At 64.4% G+C, this 371-nt stretch carries 1 pseudogene; it reads right to left on the bottom strand.

The features are described from left to right. Positions 1 to 371 (bottom strand): annotated as a pseudogene (locus Y882_RS18270) (hypothetical protein); the annotation flags it as partial.

Here is a 371-nt window from a genome sequence, read left to right as displayed (position 1 = left end):
GCATCGAGCGAGTTCTGCGCCAGCGCCGCCTGATAGCCGATCGCCACGCCGTTCTGCGCACCGGAGAAAGCCAAGGCGCTGTCGCCGATCACCACGCTGTTGATCGAGCCTTTCGGATTGCCGTTCGCATCCTTGCCATCGGTGGCCGCTGCGCCGTTGCCCATCACGATGGCACCGGTTGAATTGGGATCCACGTACGAAGTCGCGCCGACCACGATGCTGTTGGCGGCCTTCGCACTGGTGCCGCCACCCAGCGCCACGCTGTTGAGACCGTTGGCTTGTGCGTTGGCACCAAGTGCAGTGGCTGCATCACCCGAGGCGTTGGCATTGGCGCCGATCGCGGTGCTGTAGTCAGTCTGCGCCTGCGCATT

Origin of the sequence: Dyella japonica DSM 16301, from assembly GCF_001010355.1 — a bacterium.
GTDB classification, from domain to species: Bacteria; Pseudomonadota; Gammaproteobacteria; order Xanthomonadales; family Rhodanobacteraceae; genus Dyella; species Dyella japonica.
The sequence above is the reverse complement of the archived record's forward strand: the minus strand, read 5'-3'. Positions and strand labels throughout refer to the sequence as shown.